This is a genomic window from Streptacidiphilus sp. MAP12-33 (genome assembly GCF_041261265.1).
Lineage (GTDB): Bacteria > Actinomycetota > Actinomycetes > Streptomycetales > Streptomycetaceae > Streptacidiphilus.
The window spans coordinates 1-1446 of record NZ_JBGCCA010000084.1 but is presented as its reverse complement, the minus strand read 5'-3'; the positions used below and the strand labels follow the sequence as shown (position 1 = coordinate 1446).

Below are 1446 nucleotides of genomic sequence, written 5' to 3'. Positions count from 1 at the left end.
AACCGTTCCTATTCAGTGTGCAGGAGTGAGCTTTGGGCCCGATCCTGGTTCACTGGCGCATTCCGAACGGTTTTGGATGCGCTGGTCGTCCGCGTTCGCTCCGCGTCCGGCGACACGGATCGTGTCCGTGGTCCGGGGATGCGGGGGCGGGTTCCCTCACGCCCTCGGGTCCCGTGTTCGGCCTGGGCGGTCCGGTGCCCCGCACCATCGCTCTGGTGGTGCGGGGGCGGTGCCGTCCGTCGCCGGACGCGGTGCCCGAGGGCGCGCCTGCCGATGGCCACCGCGGCGGCGGCGTGTCGGCTGGTCTTACGGTTCTTGTCGGTCAGCGGCTTGTGCCAGTGTTGTGCGCCCCACAGGCTGGTGTAGGCGGGGTCGACGGCGATGACGCCGATTCCGGCCTCGGCGCACATCGACACCAGCCGTGCGCGGAGTCTGCTGGTGGGGATGCCGGAGACGAGCTGCCGGAATTTCTTCCTGCGGCCGTGCTTCTCACGGGTGGTGGAGTCGGTGAAGTCCAGGTCCTCGATCGCGATCGCCTGGACCTGGGTGGACTTGGCCCAGTGCAGCAGGCGGGTCAGGGCGTGGCGCAGTTGCGCGTCGCGCCGGCCGGAGGTGCCGGTCAGGTCGTAGTCGAAGCGACGCGGCCTGCCGACCGGGTTGCCGTGCTCGTCCAGCAGCCATGCGGCCAGGTGGTCGGCGTTGGTGTCCACGCCGACCACGCCGTGCGCACGCAGACCGTCGAGTGGGACGACAGGCGGCGCGGCGCGCTTCCAGGACGCGTCCAGGTACCAGCGTCCCGAGGCGGTGTTGAGGTGGATGCGGTAGGCGACCGCCCGGTGCGCTTCGATCCGGTCGCGCCATTCCTCGCCCCGGTAGGGGAAGGTCACCTGGGTGGTGAGGGTGTAGCGGCCGTGTGCGGTGTTGGCCAGGTGGGTGAGCGGGGCGGGCAGTTTGACGCTCACCTCGCCCTGCGAGGTGACGCGGATGGTCTCGTTACCCAGGCGCTTGCCGGATTCGCCGTCGGCGGTCAGGAACCAGCGGGCTGCCTCCCATTCGGCCCGCCACTGTGCCTGGGTCCTGTTCGCGGCGGTGAGATGGTGGCGTTGTTTGAGCCGCCGCCGCCCGCCCCGGACGATGGACACGCGTCCGGCCTCACGCTCGGACCGGACGTGCTCGTGCGTGGCTTCGAGGATCGCCAGGCGGCGTGACTTGGCAAACCACTCGTGCCGCGAGCGGTAACCACCGGGCGTCCCTTTGCTTCCCTTCTCGCCGACCGGCAGCGACAGACGATGCCTCACGGTACGAATTGCGGCTTCGAGCGACCGCAGGTGCGCGTGCTGGGCGCGCCGGGCAAGTCCCCACTGGTCGTGGGTGTTCGAGGTCACCGAACCGGCCCACCGCGACGACGAGGCAGCAGTCAGTTCGCGCTTGCGCTCCGCCCACCTG

General features: G+C 70.2%; 1 protein-coding gene. It reads right to left on the bottom strand.

Annotated features, from left to right (window positions below):
- Positions 1–8: 8 nt before the first annotated feature.
- A partial coding sequence (locus tag ABH931_RS39625) for an IS200/IS605 family accessory protein TnpB-related protein (RefSeq protein WP_370124846.1) occupies positions 9–1446 on the bottom strand: 1438 nt, incomplete at its 5' end.